Here is an 18,535-nt window from a genome sequence, read left to right on the forward strand (position 1 = left end):
TCGCTACTCCCAAACTATTGTTCATCTACCACAGTTATCATCCCATATTGTTATGACTATAGACCACTCGTTTTGAGTTTCTACTATTGCCCTAGACAGGTAAAGATAAATTACCTGTCTAGCTTTAACTTTGGATATTTTACTTTATAGTTAAAATATACCAAATACCTTTATTACTTTTAGACAAAAGTTTATATTTATGATTAATCAATTCCATAATTTGTGGAGATTTTTGTTTAACTAGAGATATATATTCATTACTAATAAAAATATAAGGAGGTTTAATTGAAACTAACTCTTTTTGAAGCTGTGACCATTGCTCAGGCAGAAATAATTCAAGCGACCACGTATTTAGTGGAGTAGCTTGATTACGACCAGATAAGTAATAAATAGAGGGGTCACCAGCAACAAAAATATCACCAGATAAACTTCCTGAGTCAGAGAGAAACTTAACATCTGAATGAAGAGAGAAATAATCTTTTCTAAATACGTTCTGATAGTTAATTCGCCTATCTTCAGTTAAAGCAAATTTATTTTTAATCAGTGCCAAACTTTTAACTTGTAAGTTGAATAATAAAGGGAAGACAAGTAAAAATATTAGTACAATTGTAGTTAATGTAGAACTTAACTCTTTTAAAGGTTGCCACAATATATCTAATCCTTTAGTGGCTAAAATCCCTACAGGGACGAATAATAATAAGTAATGGTACTCCCATAGCGATTGAAGTTGTATATAAATAACACTCAATCCAAACAAACACCAAACAAAAAGTAGCAATGTCAGTAAATTTTTAGATTTGCGTAATGATACATCTATTGCAACAGCAGCTAGTGCAATTAACGGTGAAAAATTTTGGATGAACCATCTTGTTCCTGAAAATAGCTGTAGTATATCAAATGAAGCGTTAGTAGCAATTTTAGGGGGATATACTAAAAATGTCTGATAAGTAATGGCTAAAACATTTGACCAAGCAAAATAGCTGATCACAAATGCAATGGGAAGTAAAGTTCCTATAGAAATAGGACAGCAAATTTCAAGCAAAATCTTTGAAAAACTTTTGCGACTTTTTAATACAGCATAAAGTAAGGGAACTATCCAAAAAGAAAGTAATATCGGTAAAAACAGTAATTTAAATATAAGAACAATTCCTCCAATAAAACCAGAAAATAAAAGCCGGATGAATTTTTGCTTTCCTTCATATTTAAAAGATTGATAAGTCAGCCATAAACATAGAAATAAAGGAAAACCAACTAATGCTTCTACTTGAGTAAATTGATGATCGCCTGAAACAATATAGTAAACTCCAACTGTGAATAGAGGTACTAAGCTGGCGATTACTTGATGTTTAAAATAGCTTTTTAAGGTCAGCAGTAATATTATAGAGAAAAACACCATGTAAATAAGTTCAAATAGATGGATGCCAATCTCATTAAAACCAAATAATGTTCCTGCCAATAAATAGAAATAGTAAATTCCAGGTTGCTTAATATCCCAAAAATCCCGATAGAGCAACTTTCCTCGGTGCATTTCTGAAGCACCGACTGTAAATAATGCTTGGTCTCCCCAGAAGGGAACAGGTAAATTTAATAGACCAATTGTGATAACAATAATCAAAACTGAAAAGTCAATTTTATTTAACTTAGGCATATTAATCATAGAATCTTTTGCTCAATTTCAATTACGTACAATAAATTGAAGCTAACTAAAAGCTCAATAAAGTATTATGCAATATATTGAACATTGAATCTAATAATTCTGTAAGTTTCCAAGTAAAGATACTGTTAATTAAGTACAGTTTACCTCTGACAGATAAATCTTCAGCGGCGATCGCTCAAAGGGCTAGGGTAAAGCTAATCGCTTTTACGGAATCAGCACGCTTTCAGTATACAGACCAATAAAGCCAGAATGTTGATTATGTTGTCTGCATTCTATTTTTAACCCTTGCTTACAATACAAGATACTCCATCTTAACGCCCGGAACTTCTAACATTACCGTAGTAATAGGCACTAATCGTCCTACAGTAGTGTAGTGACTGTCTCCTACTGATGTTGTAGTTGAGCGTTCCCGAAAACGCTTCATGGTAATCAAAAACCAGTCCCGCGTTTTTGGCATAGGTAGCCTGTATAGTTGACCTGTGTTGACAAAATAGTAAAATAGCCACTCTGCTTGAGTATACATGAAACAGCCAGGAGTCCCTTTCTCCAAATTACTGTCAGTTTCAAAGAAGAAATTACGAGTTTTATCCCACCTGTCGCCTTTGACCTCAATTAAGACTCTCCTGTCTGCGTTGTCCAAATTAAGTCAATATCTCTGCATTGGTAAACTGGATCATTTTCAACGTTAACCACATTAATCGTTTCTAATTTTCTCTGCAACCACGCCTCGATATCAGAAGTTGCTTTCAAGGCTACTTGTGACGCATCGTGCATAGTATAGTATAGCTGTAAGCCATAGATTTAATTAATTTAGTACATATGTATTATAAAGATAAATGCAGTTGAACTAAGCAACTGATATCTGCAATTACAGCTTTGTAGTGGAAACTGATTTTATAGCTACGTTGCGCCCCTTGGAACAGCGATATCTTTCAAAAACAACTTGATTCGCTCGAGGAGTTTCGATTCCAAATTTTAGTAGTGGCTTTGTTTTTGTATAATTGCTCAACTTGCTTTCGCTGTATTTAAATATTGAATTTAAGAATAACCCAGAGAAATATTTATTCTCTGGGTTATTCCTTAATTAATGAGTATTAAATGAGTGCAAAAGGGGTAAAACTTAGCTAAAGAAAGCTATTTTCTGTTATCCCCAATCATCGAAAGTTGCAAGACTTCGTTAACGTACTTCTTGCACTACATTGAGCAAGAAACTAACCCGCTGCTCAAATTCTAGCTTTTTAATCTCTGCTACAAATTCGTCGGTTTCGCTAGGTAGTTGATAGTCAGAGGGAACTGGGATAATACTTCCGTCCTCTATTCCTTTTGACAGTAGCAACCAAACGTATAATCTACCATTTGGGCTGATAGCATTATATGCCTTGCTGATCTCATTATCAGCGCCCTGAAGCAGGTCACGTTGCGCTTGCAATTGTTCTTCGTGAGACAAATTTTGGATTAGGTCAAATACCGCTTTACCAGGAGCTTCTACGCTTTCAGGAGGCGCTGGCTGAAGCTGTTCTTTAACATCCAAGTATCCAAACCAAAGTAAAGCAAGCTGAGTGTCAACATCAAAGCGTTTAAAAATTTCTAAAGCAGGTTGTGTGGCTTTATCAGGTGCGTAGGTCATAGAAAACTCCAAACAAGTTAAAACTATTGTTGATTTTCTGAGTTACTGAAAGAATTTACTTTCAGTACCTTTACACAACTTAACGAATGAATAGAGATGGATGAACCTACTAAAGGAGGATTACAATTCACTGCATAAGACAGATTAGAGATAACTCAAATTGCTACTTACAAAAAAGCTTATTGCAATGTATGTAAATTCACATCTTGCACCAATCGCTTTATTGCGATTGGTGTACGGTAGGCAATGCTTCCCATAACCTCAAACGGTTATTGAAAATGGTGCAAAATATCAGTTAACGTTGTGACAGCTTAGACTCATGTAGAAATCTTCATTTGAATGAGGTATACGGGTAGTAGTAGTAGCCTGTCAACTGCAAAATCAAAGAGTATACACGGTCTGTAGTTGGGGCTACCTTCGCTAAAGCGCCAACTACGAACCTATCAAATCAAATTTGACATAATAGTAGAGTACTACCTCTATATCTGTACTTAACTCAATTTAAAACTCCCATAAGTCGCAAAGTTAGCCCTCATCAAAATCTATCTCGTTAGACGAACCAAGGTATTCTGGCTCATTTTTTCCATTCTTAACTCCCTAGCCTGTATACCTAATGCCCGCTCCCTTTAAAATAGATTTATTGTCAAGCGGCAAAGTATTCGTTTAACTATTAAGAGATATGACAAAAATTTATAATATTCCTGAAACCAAACAGATATAAAAGTTAGCATCAATATTAAAACTACCAGCTAAATGATTAATCATCTCATACCAAGTAAAAACAAAAATGAGTATTAATATTACTAATTATAAGCTCATCAAAATTATCTATGACGATAGTACTATCTGTCTTTATCGAGCTTTAAAGGAGCCAGATCAAACCTTAGTAATTATTAAAACTATAAAATCTGAGTATCCAACTATAGAACAACTTGCTCAATTAAGACATGAATATGAAATACTCCGAGATTTGGATATAGAAGGAGTTATTAAACCCTTAGCCTTAGAAAGCTATCAAAATGGGGTAGCGCTTATATTTTCAGATTTTGAAGGAGAACCATTAAAAAACTTTATTAATAATGTCAATTTTAAATTAAGTAATTTTTTACAAATTGCTATTAAATTAACTTCAACTCTTGCTCAATTACATGATAACAAAATTATTCATAAAGATATTAAGCCTGAGAGTATCCTAATTAACCTAGAGAAAACTGAAATAAAAATTATAAACTTTAGCATATCATCGCGCTTGTTAAAAGAAAGTCAGATTGTTAGTAATCCTAATTTGCTTGAAGGTACTCTACCCTACATATCACCAGAACAAACTGGAAGAATGAACCGTTCAATTGATTACCGAACTGACTTTTACTCATTAGGTGTTACTTTCTATGAAGTGCTAACTGGACAATTGCCCTTTCAAGCTACTGAGCCTTTAGAATTAATTCATTGCCACATAGCTAAAATACCAGTTTCGCCAAAAGTACTCAATACAGATATTCCTCAAACAGTTTCTGATATTGTCATAAAATTATTGGCTAAAACTGCTGAAGAACGATATCAAAGCGCTTTAGGGTTAAAAGCAGATTTAGAATTTGTATACAAGATATTACAAACTTCTTCTCATGTTGAAAAATTGATTATTGGTCAGCTTGATACCTACAGCCAATTTCTCATTCCTCAAAAACTTTATGGTCGTGAAAAAGAAGTTGCTACTTTGATAGATGCTTTTAAACGAATCAGCCAGGGGTCGGCTGAGACAGTCTTAGTAACTGGTTACTCAGGTGTTGGGAAATCTTCCTTAGTCAATGAAATTCATAAATCTATTGTCAGCAAACGGGGTTATTTTATTTCTGGTAAATTTGACCAATTTAAGCGAAATATTCCTTATAATTCCGTGATTCAAGCATTTCAAGACTTGGCACGACAGCTCCTCACAGAGAATGCTGAACAGATAGCTATATGGAAAACAAAACTCTTAACAGCTTTAGGAGCAAATGGTCAGATTATTATTGATGTTATTCCCGAAATTGCAAAAATTATTGGAGAACAGCCAAATGTTCCTCAATTAGGAATAACTGAATCACAAAACCGTTTTAATCGAATATTTCAACAATTTATTCATATATTTTGCCAGCGCAAACATCCACTAGTAATATTTTTAGATGACTTACAATGGGCAGATTCAGCCTCATTAAGGTTACTCCAAATCTTGATGACTAATATAGATAGCAAATATTTGTTATTAATTGGAGCATATCGTAATAACGAAGTTAATTCAACCCATCAATTAATATTAACTTTGGAAGAAATTAAAAAATCTGGTGCAACTGTCAATAATATTGTCCTTCAGCCTTTACAAATTTTTGATGTCAATGAATTAGTTAGTGAGACCCTCCATGCTGATCATATAAAGTCACAACCACTAGCTGAATTAGTATTTAATAAAACTCAAGGAAATCCTTTCTTCTTAACCCAGCTACTTAAATCATTGTATCAAGAAAACTTATTGTTTTTTAATTTTAGTAAGGGTTACTGGCAGTGGAATATTGAGCAGCTAAAAGACATAGAAATTACTGATAATGTTGTTGAATTGATGGTTGGTCAGATTCAGAAGCTGTTGCCAAAGACGCAAAATGTTTTAAGATTAGCTGCTTGTATTGGGGATAAATTTACCTTAGATACTTTAAGTATTGTTAACCAAAAGTCTTTGTCGGAAACAGCTAAAGATTTGTGGGAAGCTTTACAAACAGGTTTAATCTTACCTTTAGATAAATCTTATAAAATTCCTCTTGTTCTGAGCAGTTATCAAGAAGAAGAAGTAGCAATTAACCAAGAAGGTTTAACAGTAGTTTATAAGTTTTTACACGATAGAGTACAGCAAGCAGCCTATTCTCTTATTCCTAATTACCAGAAAAATGAGACTCACTTGAGAATAGGCAAATTGCTACTAAAAAACAGTGTACTGGAAGAACAAAAACAAAACATATTTGCTTTAGTTAATCACCTAAATTACGGTATAAATTTACTTATCTTAGAAACAGAAAAATATGAATTGGCTGAACTCAATCTCATAGCAGGTCAAAAAGCAAAAGCAGCAGCAGCGTATGAGTCTGCTATACGTTACTTAAAAGTTGGTTTGGAGTTATTAGCAACAAATAGCTGGCAGAATCAGTACAAATTGACATTAGTACTCTATGAGTCAGCAGTAGAAACAGCTTACCTTAAAGGTGATTTTGAGCAGATGGAAAAATGGGCAACAGTTGTCCTAAAACAGGCAAAAATCCCTAAAGACAAAATGAAAGTTTATGAGGTCAAAATTCAAGCTTGTATGGCGCAAGTCAGACAACTCGAAGCTTTTCAGGTTGGGTTACAAGCACTGGAACTGCTGGGGGTTAAGTTACCAGAGTCGCCTAGCGCCTCAGAAATTGAGCAAACACTATCTCAAACGGCGGCAAATTTAACTGGCAAGAGTATTGAAGACTTGCTTAACCTACCGTTAATGATAGAGGGAGATAAACTGGCAGCCATGAGGATGTTAATGAGTATGGGTTCTCCTACCTATCAAGCTGCACCTACCCTGTTTCCACTGGTTGTGTGTGAACAAGTCAATTTATCTATTAAATATGGTAATGCACCTTTCTCAGCCTACGGTTATGTTTGTTACGGTGTACTTTTAAATGGAATAATTCAGGACATTGATTCGGCTTACAAATTTGGCAAGTTATCTTTAAGTTTGGTGGAACGGTTCAATGTTTTAGAACATAAAACAAGTGTGTTTTATGTTGCGGGGGCGTGTACAATGCATGGAAAAGTCCATGCTAAAGAAACGCTGCCAATTTTAGAAGATGCTTACTCTAGCGGACTGGAAAACGGACAGTTTGAATATGGTTGCTATGCCGCGGCACAAAAATGCCAACATTTATATTTTCTAGGACAGGAACTAGCAAAACTTGAACAAGAAATGGCAACAGTTGGTGATGCCTTTGCTCAACTAAAGCAGGAAAACGCTTTAATTTGGAATAAAATTTTTCACCAGTCAGTTATTAATTTGCAAAAACAGTCTGTTAATCCATGCTATTTATTGGGTGAAGTATACAACGAAGATGAATCATTACCGCTGCTTCAGAAAGCTAATGCTAGAACTATACTTCAATACTTTTATCTTAACAAACTTATCCTTTGTTATTTATTTAGAGAATATGAAGAAGCATCGGAAAATGCAGTTCAAGCCGAGCAGTATTTAGATGGTGTTAAAGCATTTTTGGTTGTGCCTACCTTCTATTTCTATGATTCTTTAGCACAACTGGGAATTTACCCATTATCATCACCCACACAGCAAGAAGATATCTTAAATAAAATAATTAATAACCAAGAAAAAATGCAAAATTGGGCAGCCCATGCTCCAATGAATTTTCAACATAAGTATGATTTGGTAGAAGCAGAGAAAGCGCGATTATTAGGTCAATATTGGCAAGCGATGGAATATTATGACCGAGCTATTGCTGGAGCTAAGGAGCAAGGATACATCCAAGAAGAAGCGCTAGCAAATGAACTAGCAGCAAAGTTTCATTTTGAGCATGGCAGAGAAAAGCTGGCTCAAACCTATCTGACAGATGCTTATTATGGATATATTCTCTGGGGAGCAATGGCAAAAGTCAGAGATTTAGAAGTAAGCTATCCTCATATTTTTTCTCAGATACCGAATCTAACAACTAAAAATTTAGGGTTGAATCGGACAATTAGCTCTACAACAGGTGATTCTGGAGTTTTTGACTTAGCAGCAGTCGTGAAAGCTTCTCAAGCTCTTTCTGGAGAAATCGTTTTAGACAAATTATTAGCAAAATTAATGCAAATTTTGTTAGAAACTGCTGGTGCAAAAACAGGATTTTTAATTTTAGAAAAAGCTGGGCGTTTATTCATAGAAGCTTCAAGAGATTACGGGCAAGATGAGATAAACGTGCAGCAATCGACGCCTGTAGAATTTAGTCAACTTTTACCAATATCTGTGATTAATTATGTACAAAGGACTCATGATAATGTTGTACTAAACAATGCAACTAATGAAGGCGTTTTTACAGCAGATAATTATATAATTAATTACAAGCCAAAATCTCTTTTATGCACACCAATTGTTAATCAAGGAAAACTCATTGGCATCCTTTACTTAGAAAATAATTTAACCGTTGGTGCATTTACACCAGAGAGATTGGAAGTCTTACAACTTTTATCCTCTCAAGCTGCGATCGCAATTGAAAATGCCCGGCTTTATAATAATTTAGAAGAGTCTAATCGAACTTTAGAAGCAAAAGTACAGGAGCGAACCCTGGAGTTGCAAGAGAAAAATTTGCAACTCCAAAAAGAAATCCATGAACGCCAACAAGCGCAAGAAGTAGCCGCAGCTGCAAACCGTGCAAAAAGCGAATTTTTAGCTAATATGAGTCATGAACTCCGCACACCGCTTAATGGAATTTTGGGTTACGCTCAAATCTTTCAAAAAGACAAAAATTTAACAGAACAGCAAAAGAATGGTGTTAACATCATTCATCAGTGTGGTGAACACTTACTGACACTCATTAATGATATTTTAGATATCTCTAAAATTGAAGCTCGGAAAATGGAGCTTGAAGCAAAAGAATTTAACTTTACAGAATTTCTTCAGAGTATTGGGGAAATTTGCCAAATCCGTGCCGAACAAAAGGGAGTTAACTTAATTTATCAACAAGTTTCTACCTTACCTACAATAATTCGAGCTGATGAAAAACGATTACGTCAAGTTTTAATTAATTTAATAAGTAATGCAGTTAAGTTTACAGAAAAAGGTAGTATAACTTTCAAAGTAGGCTATCAGCAGGAAAAGCTTCGGTTTGAAGTGGAAGATACAGGAATTGGAATTGCAACAGATAAATTAGAAGAAATCTTTTTACCTTTTAAGCAAGTAGGTGAGAATAGTCAAAAAACTGAAGGTACAGGATTAGGATTGGCAATTAGCCGTCAATTAGTTGCAATGATGGGTGGGGAATTAAAGGTAAAGAGTACTTTAGGTAAAGGCAGCATTTTTTGGCTAGATTTAGATTTACCTGAGATTTCCCAACCAAATTATGTTCCAAATGCCAATGAGTTTAATATTATCAGTTTTGTTGGTTCTAAACGAAAAGTTTTAGTAGCGGACGATAAATGGGCAAATCGTTCTATTTTAGTCATTATATTAAAAACTTTAGGCTTTGAAGTTTTAGAAGCAACAGACGGCTTAGACGCTCTTAACAAAGCGCAAGAATTTCAGCCAGATGTAATTTTGATGGACTTGGTGATGAGTGTCATGGACGGCTTTGAAGCTACCCGTCGCTTGAGGAAGTTACCAGATTTTAAGGAAGTGGTAGTGATTGCTATCTCGGCTAGCGTTTTTGATTTTGATAAACAGCAAAGTCGAGAAGTTGGTTGTGATGATTTTATTGCCAAGCCTGTTCAGGTTGCGGAGCTTTTAGAAAAATTACGGCTTCATTTGGGAATAGAATGGGTTTATGAGGAGCAGAGTCATCAAGAACAAGTAGAAATGCCAAATATTACGCTCCTACAAACTCAAGGAGAAGTAAAAGCAGCGACTTCTGGCGATGTGAATTTCGGTAACTTACTTGTAGCTCCACCACCCGAAGAACTTAAAATTTTATTAGATTTAGCAATGAGAGGCGACCTAAGAGGTATTGCCCAAAGAGCTGTAGAATTAGCAGAATTAGATGGACAATTAGTTCCCTTTGCCACCCATTTACGTCTCCTTGCTAAAAGTTTTAAAGGGAAACAGATATTAGAGTTTCTCAAAAATTATTAAGAGGTTTTATGAATATTAATTTTAATAACAAAGGTGTCATCTTAATTGTTGATGACACTCCCAGCAATTTAGAAGTGCTGTTCGATTTTTTAGCAGATGCTGGATTTACAGTGTTGGTGGCTGAAGATGGTGAAAGTGCGATCGCTAGAGCTGAATATGCCCCACCAGACATGATTTTGTTAGATATACTCATGCCTGGAATGGATGGGTTTGAAACTTGCCAGCGTTTAAAAGTTAATGAAATCACAAAAGATATCCCCGTCATTTTTATGACGGCACTTGCTGAAACAGTCGAAAAAGTTAAAGGGTTAAATCTTGGTGCAGTAGATTACATTACCAAACCGCTTCAACACGAAGAAGTTTTAGCTCGTATCGAACTTCATCTGAGGCTTAGCAAATTAACCAAGATACTCCAAGAGCAAAATTCGCGTTTGGAAGTGGAAATTTGTGAGCGCAAACTTAAAGAGCAAAAAATCCGCGAACAAGCTGCTTTATTAGATATCACTACTGATGCAATTTTTGTTGAAGATTTAAATAGAAAAATCCGTTTTTGGAACCAAGGTGCTGAAAATCTATATGGATGGAAATCGATAGAAGCGATTAATAAAAGTGTTAATCAGCTTCTTTATAGTAAACAAACTCTATCTCAAATCCAAAAAATTCACGAAAGTTTAATTGAGTCTGGCTCATGGCAAGGTGAATTACATCAACTTACCAAACAAGGCAAAGAGATTGTTGTTGCCAGCCGCTGGACTCTGATGCGCGATAAAAATGAGCAACCCCAATCAATTCTGACTGTTAACACCGACATTACAGAGAAAAAACAACTTGAAAGGCAATTTCTCCGCGCTCAACGGCTTGAAAGCATTGGCACACTTGCTGGCGGTATTGCACACGACTTGAACAATATACTTACTCCAATTTTGACATCAGCGCAACTATTGCAATTAAAACTTCCCAATACTGATGAGCGGAGTCAACAAATGTTTAAGACCATAGAAATTAATGCTAAACGTGGGGCTGCTTTAGTTAAACAAGTGTTGCACTTTGCGCGGGGAGTTGAAGGCAAGCGCATGATTGTCCAAGTTAATCACCTATTTTCAGAAATTGAGCAAATTGTTAAGGAGACTTTTCCCAAATCGATTGAATTTTCTGTAAATATTAAGCCAGACCTCTGGGCTGTGATTGGAGATGCTACTCAACTGCATCAGTTGCTGATGAACTTAGTAGTTAATGCTCGTGATGCTATGCCAAACGGCGGTCATTTAAGTATCTCTGCTGAGAATATGTTGATTGATGAACACTATGCTTCAATGAATATTGAGGCTTCTGTCGGTTCTTATATTGTGATTACTGTTGCAGATACAGGCATTGGTATGGAACCGGAAATAGTCGATAGAATATTTGAGCCGTTTTTTACTACCAAAGATGTTGGCAAAGGTACAGGTTTAGGTCTTTCAACCGCGAGGGGTATTATTAAAAGCCACGGTGGTTTTGTGAACGTCTCTAGTAAGGTCGGAAGAGGAACTGAATTTAAAGTATTCTTGTCAGCAGTTGAGGCAACAACAACACCGTTAGCAGAAGACTTTGAACTGTTTAAAGGAAATGGAGAATTGGTTTTAGTTGTAGATGACGAAGCCAAAATTCTTGAGACTACGAAACTTACGTTAGAAACGTACAATTATCAGGTGCTTACAGCCAGGGATGGAATTGAAGCGATCGCATTATACGCGAAACACCAAAATGAAATCAATCTGGTATTGATGGATATGATGATGCCGTCAATGGATGGTGCAACTACTATTCGCGCCTTGCAAAAAATTAATTCGCTTGTCAAGATTATTGCTGTCAGCGGTCTAGTAGCCAACGACCAACTAGTAAAGACTGCTGGAATCAAAACATTTATAGCTAAACCATACACAACTAAGGAATTATTGCAAACTTTGCATACTATTCTTTACCAAGCATCAAGAAAATCAAAAAGTGCAAATAATTCGAGCCTTTGAAGGGGCAGAGGAATAGTTTTCGCAAGAATCTGGTAGGGTGCGTTATGGACTTTAGTCCTAACGTACCATCCGATTTTCGGTGCGTTACGCTGACGTGATAACACACCCTACGAAACTACGAAACTTTTGTAATCAATCAGGTTTACGAGTCGCAAAAGCTAGTTTAACGTGAATTCGACGAGTGCTATCTTGACCTCTCCCCCAGCCCCTCTCCTACGAGGAGAGGGGAGTAAAACCATCATTTTTTCTTGCTCCTCCCTCTCCGAAGCGGAAAGGGAGGTTGGGAGGGAGAGGTTCATCGAACTCACGTTAGTTTACGAGTTGCAAAAGTTAGTTTACGAGTCGCAAAAGCTGGTTTTGATGTCGCAAAAGCTAGTTTACGAGTCGCAAAAGCTGGTTTACGAGTCGCAAAAGCTAGTTTACGAGTCGCAAAAGCTGGTTTACGAGTCGCAAAAGCTAGTTTACGAGTCGCAAAAGTTAGTTTACGAGTCGCAAAAGTTAGTTTACGAGTCGCAAAAGCTGGTTTTGATGTCGCAAAAGCTAGTTTATGAGTCGCAAAAGTTAGTTTACGAGATTATATCCCGTAAGAGCGAGGATAGGGCTTGAGGAGTGTTTTAGCTTGATAAACATAAATGACGTTAGTAACTACTCCGCCTCGTCGAATTGGTAACTGTTCAATTTCATTGACGCTATTAAAGTAAGTTCGATAGCTAGCCATCAAGTCTTGTCTATGTATAAAAGAGGCGGTAGTAATGTATAAAGCATCTTTTCCCAGCCATTGTTCGGGCTTTGACCAAAAAGCAAAGCCACGCAGATCCATACCAATGTCAAAGCAAGTAATCGGTATGTGAGATATTGGTTTTAGGGACATGGCGATCGGCCCGCCTAGATAATAGCGATTAGTAAATATAAAGCTAGATTTTTCTAAAGCTGCGCTAAGGATAGGAGATTCAGCAAAACCACGCCGCAATTGCTCAATATCAATTAGTTCAGTGGAAGGGTCATCTTTGGGAGATAATAAACCTCCCATTAAGGCGTATTGGCTTGGCTTTTGCACTATTCCTGCTGTCACTTGCAGCAAAGCAATTAGCAAAATACTACTAACTACAATTCCCGAACCCAAAAGCCATCGACGCACCCTACGCCGGGATTGCTTCTGCCAAATTATTGCCTGTTGTCCTAATAGTAAAGTAATTCCCCAAAATCCTGGCATTGACCAAGCTGGTAAAATTTGCCGATATCCTCCTATAAGAGTAAATCCTATAGTTAAGGGCAGGGAAACCCATAAAATCAATAGCTGATTCGCCTCTAAATTTTTTCGAGAGGTTCGTGATTTCGGAGAAAAAATTTGAATTATTTGAGCCAGCGCTGGTTGTAAACTCACCCACCAAAGTGGGAATCCAATGGTTGGAAATAGATAAAGTACTCCAACTAAACAGACGAGGACTACATTTAATAGACTATAGCCACCGCGAGGTACTGCTCGCTCTGATTGGAATAGAAAAGATACCCAATCGTGCTGTATATTCCAAAATAAAATAGGGAAGATGGTAATCAGAAACAAGCCTAAGCTTAACCATGCCCAAGGCGAGCGGAGAACGGAGCGATGAGGTGGACTGGTTAAACAAAAACCAACTAGCCCCAAGGCTAAAATAAAACCGTGATATTTGCTGAGGCAGGCTAATCCGACTAGAGTACCAAGGATTGCTAAACGATAGCTGGGTATGTATAAATTAGTTGAGCAAGACTCATCTTTCAACAAGCTACGCTTTTGAGTTGCAGGCTGCTGCAAAAATTCATCAGCTGCAAAATACAAACTAGCTGACCAAAAAAACATTAAAGGACTGTCAGGTAGACTGAGGAGGCCAAAGCCAACTAAAAAAATTGGACTTATAGTAGCGATCGCTAAAGTTAAACTAGCAGCTTGGGCAGAGAAAATTCTTAAGCTAGTTAGATACAACAGCAGCAAACTGCCAGTGTACAAAATTAGCGCTCCCAAACGAATCGTGAATTGCGATACAACTCCAGTCAGCCACGGGCCAAAACCGGTTGTCAGCGCCACCATAACCGGGTGATCAAAATAGCTCCAGTCCAAATGCAAGCTGTAAACATAGTAGTAAGCTTCATCAAAAGTAGGGTAAAGCCAGAAAGCGATAAAAGCTCGAAACAGCAGTCCCCCAACCAGCAGAAAAAGTACTAACTGATTAGTTTTTTGCGCTAACCATTTCTGAGCTATTTGCATTTAAGCGAATTCCTACCCTTAATTTCTAGACCAATTAGTAAATTTCGGCTTGATTACACTAGCGAAGACTTTCACTAAAAACAGTAGGTCTAGCCAACTTACAAAACTAGTTCCCAAATATACCATTGATAGCAACTTTGGGCTATCTTCCTGTGGAAAATTTGTTACTCGGCTTGACAAACTTTAGAGTCATGCGTAGGCGTAGCCCGTCGCAGACATCGCTCTCACCAATGGCAAGGTAACGCTCTTTATCCTTTTCACCATGACTTAAACTTGGCGGCAGTGACCAAACACCACCTACATAGTCTTTAGTATCTTTGGGGTTAGCGTTAATCTCCGACTTGCCCACAAGCTTAAACCCAATCTTTTCCAAAGCAGCAATTACCCTATCTTCAGACACATAGCCTGTCTTAGCACTTTCTTGCAAAGAGATGCCGGGTTTAGCGCGATGCTCTTCTATCCCTAAGATTCCCCCTGGTTTCAGGGCTTTGTAAACAGCAGCATAAACTTTATTGTCATAGCCAGCGCTGACCCAGTTATGAATGTTGCGGAAGGTCAGAACCATATCTACAGAGTTGTCTGGAGCCAGAGTGAGTTCATTTGGTGGATTAATTTGAACTATTTTGACTTTGCCAAAGACTTGAGGACGAGCTGTTAATCTTTCTAGAAAAGCTTTCGCTGGGTTGCTTTTTTGGGGGTCAAAGTTAGTAACAATCAACTGTCCCTTTTGGGCAAGAAAGGGCGCTAAAATCTCGGTGTACCAGCCACTTCCCGGCCAGAGTTCAACCACAGTCATGTCTGGGCGCAGTCCAAAGAATTCGAGAGTTTCGGCTGGATGGCGGTACTTGTCTCTGGCGCGATTCTGTTGGGAGCGATCGCTACTAGCTAGCACAGTTTGAATTGTTGTGCTGTTGCCAACTGGAGTTTTCGTAGTCTCGTTAGCTAAAACCCAAGGGGCAGGCGTGAACACAAGCAACAGACAAGTTAATACCTTAAGCAAGCTGAGAGAAAGCCCTATCAAAGCAAAGTTTGCTTGAAATTTCATGGTAATTATTTTAAATTTTAATTAACTGTATAAAACACTACTTCAATTTAGATTTTATCAGGCACTATTAAGACCTTAGATGAATGAAGTATTTTAAAGCTCATGCGATTATCTGGTCTGTAACCTAGTTTTTTATTCTCTCAACTGTAAACCATTAACGACGTGCAAAACCATAGCATAAATTCCTTATTCTGTTTATTAAGAAATTAATAAATAAGTGGATATAACAAAACTGAAGATACTTTATGGCTTGTAGTTTGCTATTTTGCGAAGAAAACACAAACTAAAAACTTCAATTCATTCATGTCTATCTACTTATCAGGGTCGCTAAATATTCTGGATTATGGACAGACCTGAAGACACTGTACTAGCAATTTTTATTGTATTAGCACTCTTGATTACTACTTTTTTTGGAATTCCAGAAATTTATCGAATGTATTTTGGAGGATTAAAAAATGATACTATGCAAAGACATTAAATTAGAAAAATCAATATTTATACAATATTTATGAAATTTTCTCATGCTGATAGAGAAAAAACTAAATCTGATCAAAATTTTACTCGAACAATGAAAGATAACACTAACAAATGGTTAGCACTTTGGTGGTTACAAGTATTTTTGTCAACAGCAACAATAACTAGGCTCGCACACACAGTAGCAAAGCTTGGTCAATTTGTATTTATTATTAAAATTACTCTTGTAGGCACTGCACTTTTATTTTTGACCTTTTGGCTAATCTTTGCCTACCGGGGTGTTTCAACTCGCAACGAGAAAATTAAAAATTTACTTTACTATGGTATTCCTTGCTGTGGTGTTGCTGGCTTCGTTTTAGGTGTTATTTAAAAGATGCAGAAGAGAATAAATATTATAGCGACAGCCTTGGCGTTTTTCTAACTGCATAGCTATTTTATTAATAATTCATTTTGATTGTCAAAATCAAAGTTTTTATGAATAAACGTGAGATTTCATTAACTACAATATCTATATTTTTAGGTGCGCTGACATTTGGAGTCAGCTTAGATAGAAATGTTAAGGATTTTTGGAAAATATTGATACCAGGTTTAGGATCAATTGGTTGTGGTTTAGTATTATCTATAGTCAAGCCAACTGAAAGCGAGTTTGAAAAACAATGTAATGAACGTATAGCACGTTTAACTCAGTGGGAAGATTCTTTGATACTATTAGAATCTCAACTTAATCAAAATATAGAAGCTGTAGAGGTGGTTAAGAGTAAGTTTGAATTAGAACACACTAAAAGTATTCAAGAACTGGAAAAGAAGCACTTATCTTTACAATATTTATATGAATCAGAATTTTCGCATTTAGTTGAAAGTAGGAAGCAGTTTGAGCAGCAAAATGAAATCTTTCGCCAACAAATTGTTTTAGAGGCGATGCAAGAATTTGAAGCTAAAGAAAATAAATTTCATCATAAAGATTTAGAGCTTGCCAAGCGAGAAAAAGCACTTAATTTCTGGTTTGAAGATAGAAAAGAAATTTTAGAGCGCACAAAAGTAAATATTGAGGCTGAATACCAGGAAAAGTCAAACCAACTTTTTGAACATAAAGATAATTTACAAATGCGTCATGAAATAGAGGTTCAAAGTCATAAAGAAAAAATTGCTAGATTAAAACTAGAATTACAAGATGCTTCTGAACTACTAAGATTTAATAAGAGCGAAGTTTTTCAAAATTCCAAACAGCAATTACAAAATCATAGAAATATGGAAAATAGGGATTAGGAAGTTAGAAATCTCATCTCCCCAGCCCCTTTTCCTGCTACTTAATTTTTACCATTTGGTCGCTGAATAATCGTTTCAGCTACTCGCCGCTTAGCCTTCGGATCAATTCCTACTAAGCGCACGTACTCACTGCTATATTCAGCCAAACAAGATTCTAAGGTTGATATGGCATCTGACTCCGCATCGATATGAGTATTAATACAAGTTTGCCAAGAACCTGTGCGGAAACGGCGCTCATCTACGTGTTCAATGGTGATTTTATAACCCTGAGCTAAAAGTTGCCGGACTTGTTCTTGTGTCTCTAGGGTTAAATGTGTATTTGCTCCCTGCTGTTTGTGGAAACCATTGGGAGTTGCACCTTTAGTTCCTCCATTATTTGACGGCTGGTTAGTTGGTATTGCAGCAGGTGGTGCAGATTGGGAATTTCTCCCTCTATTCAAGCGGTTGTACTCATCAACCAACTGAGAATTTTCCACCCGTTTTTGTTCACCGACCATCAAGTGACCAGATTCGATTAAGTGAGATAGGCTGAAATCTGGCTTTTTAAATTCTGGTGGCCCTTCTAAGCTATTAACCACACGCTGAGATACGCGTTCAAACCCTATTTGATAGATGAAGTTGCGGATTTGTTCGTCATAAATGCGCGATCGCAACGCGCTAAAAAAGTCAACTGACTGATTGATGAAAGTATCAACGAGTTGTTCAATATCCCGTTGTGAGAGTCCGTCTGGCTCAAAAATACCCTTGACAATCCCTACCTTGTCGTCGCGATCGGGTTCCCAGTAGAATTTATCCATCCGTCCATCCCGAATTAACGGTGCATAGAGGGTAGAAAAATCATTTCCTGTAACAATAACCGGCACACGATGTAAAGGTGTGGAGTCGTAGCTTCCAGGTAACTGCACATCTGTGGGATTATCTGCAATATTCATCAGTGTGGCATTTACCAACTGCGTATTTACAGTGTATTGCGTCCCTTCATCAAAACGCCCCGCACCTGCATCTAAATCGTTAATCATCAGCACACACATTTTGCCGCGCACTTTGATCAGTTCTGCTGTTTCCCGATAGCGTAGCCGAATTAAGCGTGCTGGATCTCCAGCATCGGGACTTTCTAATTCTCCGCCAGAGATGTGAGTCACTTCGACTCCCATTTTCTCGAAGACTAACTCACACTGAAAAGACTTGCCTTCACCTTTACGTCCATGAATCCCCAAAATTATGGGGACTCGTACGCCAGGAAGTTTTAAGAAGTTTTTGGTGATGTGGACAGCAAGTTTGTCTAGAAAGCGGGGAGCGATATAGTAACTCATGAAATTAGGTTTGGCTATTACTGCTTAAATTAATGTTAAGTTTTTTTGGCTGTTACTGTTTATTTATCTTTTGGTAGAAAAG

Annotated in this window: 13 protein-coding genes; 6 read left to right on the plus strand and 7 right to left on the minus strand. The window is 37.0% G+C overall.

Annotated elements, in window-relative coordinates; all coding sequences use genetic code 11:
* Positions 1-139: 139 nt before the first annotated feature.
* On the minus strand, positions 140-1,657 hold the full coding sequence (locus WKK05_RS18270; protein WP_341524531.1) for a hypothetical protein: 1,518 nt from the start codon (positions 1,655-1,657) through the stop codon (positions 140-142).
* A 77-nt stretch (positions 1,658-1,734) separates the two neighbouring features.
* On the opposite strand from WKK05_RS18270, the gene WKK05_RS18275 reads away from it, so the two are divergent.
* Positions 1,735-1,899, plus strand: a complete 165-nt coding sequence (locus WKK05_RS18275; protein WP_341524532.1) for a hypothetical protein — start codon at positions 1,735-1,737, stop codon at positions 1,897-1,899.
* A gap of 47 nt (positions 1,900-1,946) precedes the next feature.
* Here WKK05_RS18275 and WKK05_RS18280 read toward each other — a convergent pair whose 3' ends face one another.
* The 3 genes from WKK05_RS18280 to WKK05_RS18290 all read right to left on the minus strand — a co-directional run bounded on the left by WKK05_RS18280 (position 1,947) and on the right by WKK05_RS18290 (position 3,284).
* A complete protein-coding gene (locus WKK05_RS18280; protein ID WP_341524533.1) occupies positions 1,947-2,297 on the minus strand; it encodes a hypothetical protein in 351 nt (116 codons plus the stop codon).
* Positions 2,270-2,431, minus strand: a complete 162-nt coding sequence (locus tag WKK05_RS18285; RefSeq protein WP_341524534.1) for a hypothetical protein — start codon at positions 2,429-2,431, stop codon at positions 2,270-2,272. Before WKK05_RS18285 ends, WKK05_RS18280 begins: the two co-directional genes overlap by 28 nt.
* A 403-nt stretch (positions 2,432-2,834) precedes the next feature.
* Positions 2,835-3,284 (minus strand): orange carotenoid protein N-terminal domain-containing protein, encoded by a 450-nt coding sequence (locus tag WKK05_RS18290; RefSeq protein WP_341524535.1) that lies wholly within the window; start codon positions 3,282-3,284, stop codon positions 2,835-2,837.
* A 787-nt stretch (positions 3,285-4,071) separates the two neighbouring features.
* On the opposite strand from WKK05_RS18290, the gene WKK05_RS18295 reads away from it, so the two are divergent.
* The 3 genes from WKK05_RS18295 (at position 4,072) to WKK05_RS18305 (ending at position 12,719) form a co-directional block, all read left to right on the plus strand.
* Positions 4,072-10,107 (plus strand): AAA family ATPase, encoded by a 6,036-nt coding sequence (locus tag WKK05_RS18295; protein ID WP_341524536.1) that lies wholly within the window; start codon positions 4,072-4,074, stop codon positions 10,105-10,107.
* An 8-nt stretch (positions 10,108-10,115) separates the two neighbouring features.
* A complete protein-coding gene (locus tag WKK05_RS18300) occupies positions 10,116-12,113 on the plus strand; it encodes a response regulator (RefSeq protein WP_341524537.1) in 1,998 nt (665 codons plus the stop codon).
* 360 nt (positions 12,114-12,473) lie between these two features.
* Entirely contained in the window at positions 12,474-12,719 is a 246-nt protein-coding gene (locus WKK05_RS18305) for a hypothetical protein (RefSeq protein ID WP_341524538.1), read from the plus strand.
* Here the strand turns inward: WKK05_RS18305 and WKK05_RS18310 are convergent.
* Entirely contained in the window at positions 12,688-14,355 is a 1,668-nt protein-coding gene (locus WKK05_RS18310) for a glycosyltransferase family 39 protein (RefSeq protein ID WP_341524539.1), read from the minus strand. The two genes, WKK05_RS18305 and WKK05_RS18310, sit on opposite strands and share 32 nt — an antisense overlap.
* Before the next feature lie 142 nt (positions 14,356-14,497).
* Positions 14,498-15,400 (minus strand): methyltransferase domain-containing protein, encoded by a 903-nt coding sequence (locus WKK05_RS18315; protein WP_341524540.1) that lies wholly within the window; start codon positions 15,398-15,400, stop codon positions 14,498-14,500.
* A 508-nt stretch (positions 15,401-15,908) separates the two neighbouring features.
* Here WKK05_RS18315 and WKK05_RS18320 point away from each other — a divergent pair.
* Both WKK05_RS18320 and WKK05_RS18325 read left to right on the plus strand, forming a co-directional pair.
* Positions 15,909-16,244, plus strand: a complete 336-nt coding sequence (locus WKK05_RS18320) for a hypothetical protein (protein ID WP_341524541.1) — start codon at positions 15,909-15,911, stop codon at positions 16,242-16,244.
* 104 nt (positions 16,245-16,348) lie between these two features.
* On the plus strand, positions 16,349-17,140 hold the full coding sequence (locus tag WKK05_RS18325) for a hypothetical protein (RefSeq protein WP_341524542.1): 792 nt from the start codon (positions 16,349-16,351) through the stop codon (positions 17,138-17,140).
* Between the two features lie 41 nt (positions 17,141-17,181).
* Here the strand turns inward: WKK05_RS18325 and WKK05_RS18330 are convergent, their stop codons facing one another.
* Positions 17,182-18,453 (minus strand): ribulose bisphosphate carboxylase small subunit, encoded by a 1,272-nt coding sequence (locus WKK05_RS18330; RefSeq protein WP_341524543.1) that lies wholly within the window; start codon positions 18,451-18,453, stop codon positions 17,182-17,184.
* Positions 18,454-18,535 lie beyond the last annotated feature (82 nt).

Source organism: Nostoc sp. UHCC 0302 (assembly GCF_038096175.1).
GTDB lineage: Bacteria > Cyanobacteriota > Cyanobacteriia > Cyanobacteriales > Nostocaceae > UHCC-0302.

Coding starts and splice junctions, on each gene's coding strand:
- WKK05_RS18270 (WP_341524531.1), bottom strand. CDS start 1,657: ATGATTAATATGCCTAAGTTAAATAAAATTGACTTTTCAGTTTTGATT.
- WKK05_RS18285 (WP_341524534.1), bottom strand. CDS start 2,431: ATGCACGATGCGTCACAAGTAGCCTTGAAAGCAACTTCTGATATCGAG.
- WKK05_RS18290 (WP_341524535.1), bottom strand. CDS start 3,284: ATGACCTACGCACCTGATAAAGCCACACAACCTGCTTTAGAAATTTTT.
- WKK05_RS18295 (WP_341524536.1), top strand. CDS start 4,072: ATGAGTATTAATATTACTAATTATAAGCTCATCAAAATTATCTATGAC.
- WKK05_RS18300 (WP_341524537.1), top strand. CDS start 10,116: ATGAATATTAATTTTAATAACAAAGGTGTCATCTTAATTGTTGATGAC.
- WKK05_RS18305 (WP_341524538.1), top strand. CDS start 12,474: ATGTCGCAAAAGCTAGTTTACGAGTCGCAAAAGCTGGTTTACGAGTCG.
- WKK05_RS18310 (WP_341524539.1), bottom strand. CDS start 14,355: ATGCAAATAGCTCAGAAATGGTTAGCGCAAAAAACTAATCAGTTAGTA.
- WKK05_RS18315 (WP_341524540.1), bottom strand. CDS start 15,400: ATGAAATTTCAAGCAAACTTTGCTTTGATAGGGCTTTCTCTCAGCTTG.
- WKK05_RS18320 (WP_341524541.1), top strand. CDS start 15,909: ATGAAATTTTCTCATGCTGATAGAGAAAAAACTAAATCTGATCAAAAT.
- WKK05_RS18325 (WP_341524542.1), top strand. CDS start 16,349: ATGAATAAACGTGAGATTTCATTAACTACAATATCTATATTTTTAGGT.
- WKK05_RS18330 (WP_341524543.1), bottom strand. CDS start 18,453: ATGAGTTACTATATCGCTCCCCGCTTTCTAGACAAACTTGCTGTCCAC.